The 3,426-nt window shown below is 60.9% G+C and carries 3 protein-coding genes; all 3 read right to left on the bottom strand.

Annotation, left to right across the window (positions count from 1 at the left end):
- Positions 1 to 92: 92 nt before the first annotated feature.
- Genes J9611_RS21050 through J9611_RS21040 form a run of 3 tightly spaced genes read right to left on the bottom strand, consistent with a single transcriptional unit; the run spans position 93 to position 3,291 of the window.
- Positions 93 to 1,133 carry a tyrosine-type recombinase/integrase gene (locus J9611_RS21050; protein ID WP_211883144.1) on the bottom strand — a complete coding sequence of 347 codons (1,041 nt, stop codon included), beginning with the start codon at positions 1,131 to 1,133 and terminating at the stop codon, positions 93 to 95.
- The gene (locus J9611_RS21045; protein WP_211883142.1) at positions 1,130 to 2,089 is read right to left on the bottom strand and encodes a tyrosine-type recombinase/integrase; all 960 of its coding nucleotides are present in this window, start codon (positions 2,087 to 2,089) and stop codon (positions 1,130 to 1,132) included. The genes J9611_RS21050 and J9611_RS21045 overlap by 4 nt, the downstream gene beginning before the upstream one ends.
- Positions 2,086 to 3,291, bottom strand: a complete 1,206-nt coding sequence (locus tag J9611_RS21040) for a tyrosine-type recombinase/integrase (RefSeq protein WP_211883140.1) — start codon at positions 3,289 to 3,291, stop codon at positions 2,086 to 2,088. Before J9611_RS21040 ends, J9611_RS21045 begins: the two co-directional genes overlap by 4 nt.
- Between the last annotated feature and the right edge of the window lie 135 nt (positions 3,292 to 3,426).

Below are 3,426 nucleotides of genomic sequence, written 5' to 3'. Positions count from 1 at the left end.
GATTAAGCCGAGGTAATCGTTAAGCCGAGGGTGGGGAGTTTGCCCTTGTGGTTCGGGGGTCGCGGCCCTGTTTCCCGGCTTAATGTTTCGTGCTATTTCAGTGTGTAGAGCAGTTGAAGTTCGTCGTCACTGAGCGCCTCGGTGCTCATGGCGCTGATTGCCGGGGTGGCGGCATTCATTGCTGTCCGCATCATGTCGAGGGTGGCGAAGGCATAGAACGCGGAAGTGGTGCTCATGCTTTCGTGTCCGAGCAGTTGCATGATGATCGGTAACGGTATGCCTTGCTTGTAGAGGTCCATGGCCTTGGTCTTCCGCAGCATGTGGCAGTGGAGGTTGCCCGGGATCGAAGGGCACCGTTCGCGGGCGATGTCCCCGGCTTTCTTGAGCGCCGCGGCGACGGTGTCGCTGGAAAGGGCAATTGGTTGACCGCGGTGGAAGCTATAGAACAGAGGCCGCGTCGCGGGCCGGGTTGCGCGTTGCGGGTGAAACTCGTCGAGATAGACCTTGAGATGTTCCACGGCTTTTTCTCCGAGGGGGACGACGCGGCTCTTATCCCTCTTCCCAGTGAGGGTCAGGTGGGCCGGTTTTGCCAGCGCCAGGTCGTCAATGGTGAGCGCGGTGATCTCGCCGACGCGCGCACCGCTGTCGTAGAGCAGGATGAGCAGCATGCGGTTCCGGCGTGACTTCACGTTCTTGCCGTTGTAGGCGGCGAGAATCGCTGCCGTTTCGTTCTCGTGGAGGTATTCGATGGGTTTGCGCGGTGTGGCCGGTGCCTTGATGTTCTTGGCAGCTTGGTAAACAGCGACCAGGGTGAGGTCTTCCGCGGACGCGAAATTCAGGAAGGCTTTGACGGCGCTCAGGCGCAGGCCGATGGTTGCGGGCCTGTAGTCCTTGGTTTGCCGCATCCATACCAACCAGTCCTTGAGGACTTGCCGGTCGAAGTGGTCAAAACCGATGTTCTGGCGGCGGACCTGTTTCTCCGTGACCAGGTAATGGACGTAGCTCTCCAGACTGATCCGGTATGCCTCGATGCTGCGCGGCGCCATGTCCCTGACGTTGGGCAGGAAGTCGTGCAGGTAGTTCCGGGCGTAACCCCAGAAGTCGGGGGCCGGTTTTTGCGTTGTGCGTTTCATTCGAATCCCACCTCGGGAAATACGCCTTGGCCGTCGTGGGTGAGGGATGCGTAGCCATCCATGAAGTCCGGTGATGTGTGGATGTAGTAGAAGGTGCTGTCCAGCGATGCGTGCCCCATATACCGGGCGAGGTAGGGCAGCATCGCATTGACGTCGGTGCCTTCGGCCATCCACCGTTCGATGTTGGCGTAGGCGAAATGGTGTCTGAAATCGTAGGGGCGGGGTTGTTTGCCACCAACGGCCCGTGGCAACGCGGCTTGGTCCCAGATCCGGTTGAACGTGACCCCGATCGATGCCGGTGAGACCGGGGCTGCGGTCGAGGAGACGAAGAACCCGGGACGCTGTTGCCCGAATCTCTTGCGGGATATCCGGTCGCAGTCGGCGAGGACATCGATGATCTGGCCGGTGATTGGCAGGCGCCGGCTCCTGTTGCCCTTGGACCACAGCACTTCGATTTCCCCTTTGTCGAGGTCAACGTCCCGGGATTGCAGCCTGCGGGTTTCGCAGGTCCGAAGCCCGCACGAGTGCATCAGCGCAAAAAAGGCGACGGACTGCCATTTCCACGGCGAAGTGGTCTCCAGCCCGGTAGCGGATTGGAAGAACAACGAGATTTCTTCGCGGCTCAACAAGTAGGGCTGGGAGCGGAAGAACCCGCTCTTCCAGGACTCGGCAAGCACATACGCCTCCGGGTCGCCGTGGGTCCGCATCCAACGGCCAAAATCCCTGATGTATGACATCCAGGACGGGCTGGAGCCCGGCTGGGAGGATTTCTTGAAGATGACCCAACCCTCGATGGCCTGCTGGTCAAAAGACCTCACCCCGTGTTCCGTGCAGTAGGTGTCGAAGCTGCGCAGGTACCAGATTCGCGATGCACCGTAGCAGCCCATGCCTTGTTTGAAGGCAAGATACCGCGTCAGTTCCCGGGCGAACACGCTGGTGAATTCATACGTGCTCATCGCGCTGCCCCTTCCGGCAGCGGAAGGACACACGAGCGCAACCGTTCGGTATCCGCACTCAGATACACATTGGTCGAGTCACTATGGGCATGACCGAGAATCGCCGAGATCGTCGGCAACGCCGTGCCCGCCCGCAACAGCCTGGACGCCGCGTTGTAGCGAAGGGAACGCGTTCCAACCTTCACAGCTTCCACCCCGGACGCACGAAAGACCTTGTTGATGATCACGTAAATCGCCGCATGGTCAGCCAAGGCGACATGCGGGGCCTTCAGCCTCAAGAACATCTCTTCCTCCTCGGAGACCGGCCGCTCGTCAAGCACGTAGTGGGCAAGCTTGGCCAGGACCAGTGGCGGCAGCGGCAGGGTCAGTGGGTTGCCGGTCTTTTGCTGCACGATCCCCACCGTGCCGCCCCGCCAGTCGATGTCTGCCAGCCGCAGGCCGCGGATATCGCACGCACGCAGGCCGGTGGCCAGCGAGAGCAGGGCAATCGCCGCGTCCCGTGAGGACACCAAACCTTGCCGGCAGGCGTCAACAACTTGTCCTTCAACTCCGGCATCGAGCAAGGGAACGATCTCGTGGTGACGCCTGGCCCGGGCCAAGGCCAGTGCATCGAGCAGGTCCGTGCGGGACATGAATTTCAGGAACGGACGGAAGCTGGCCACCGCCGACCACATGCTCGACTCGGCCCACCGGCTTCGAAGGGACTCAAGAAATCCCAGAACGCTGGATCCGTCGGCGGCAGCCCACGAGAAAATCGCGGCAGCCTCCAAGAAGTTCAGATACCCGCAGGCCAACGAACCGAAACTGTCTTGCGTGGAACGCGCCAGGCCACGCTGCACCATGTCCCGGGACCATGCAGCCAGCAACCCGGAGAATTCCGGGCTGTTGGGCCTTTTCCTCAGCTGCCCGCGGGGTCGTGTGGAAAGATCCACCGTGCCGGTGAGTAGACACGAGTCGAACAGCCACACCAACCGGCTGAAATCGGTGTGGCGCTGGGCGCTGTACCGCCCGGTCCGCGGGCTCGTCGTCATCGAGGCGAATTCCGCACCCAACTCGCTTGTATAGACGCCATCTTGTTTCTTGGCCAGAACACCCAGCCACTTGATGGACTTGCGATACTGGCCGATCGTGGACTGCATATAGCCGGCGTCTTCCAACGCGGCCACAACGACATCTCCGATAGCCGTGACTGTCGTATCCATTGCCTTGTCCTTCCGCTGGGAGCATGGATACAAGACAAGTTAGGCGGAAACATTAAGCCGGGAAACAGGGACGCGACCCCCGAACCACAAGGGCAAACTCCCCACCCTCGGCTTAACGATTACCTCGGCTTAATC

It is taken from the genome of Pseudarthrobacter albicanus (assembly GCF_018224015.1).
GTDB lineage: Bacteria > Actinomycetota > Actinomycetes > Actinomycetales > Micrococcaceae > Arthrobacter > Arthrobacter albicanus.
The sequence above is the reverse complement of the archived record's forward strand: the minus strand, read 5'-3'. Positions and strand labels throughout refer to the sequence as shown.

Coding starts and splice junctions, on each gene's coding strand:
- J9611_RS21050 (WP_211883144.1), bottom strand. CDS start 1,133: ATGAAACGCACAACGCAAAAACCGGCCCCCGACTTCTGGGGTTACGCC.
- J9611_RS21040 (WP_211883140.1), bottom strand. CDS start 3,291: ATGGATACGACAGTCACGGCTATCGGAGATGTCGTTGTGGCCGCGTTG.
- J9611_RS21045 (WP_211883142.1), bottom strand. CDS start 2,089: ATGAGCACGTATGAATTCACCAGCGTGTTCGCCCGGGAACTGACGCGG.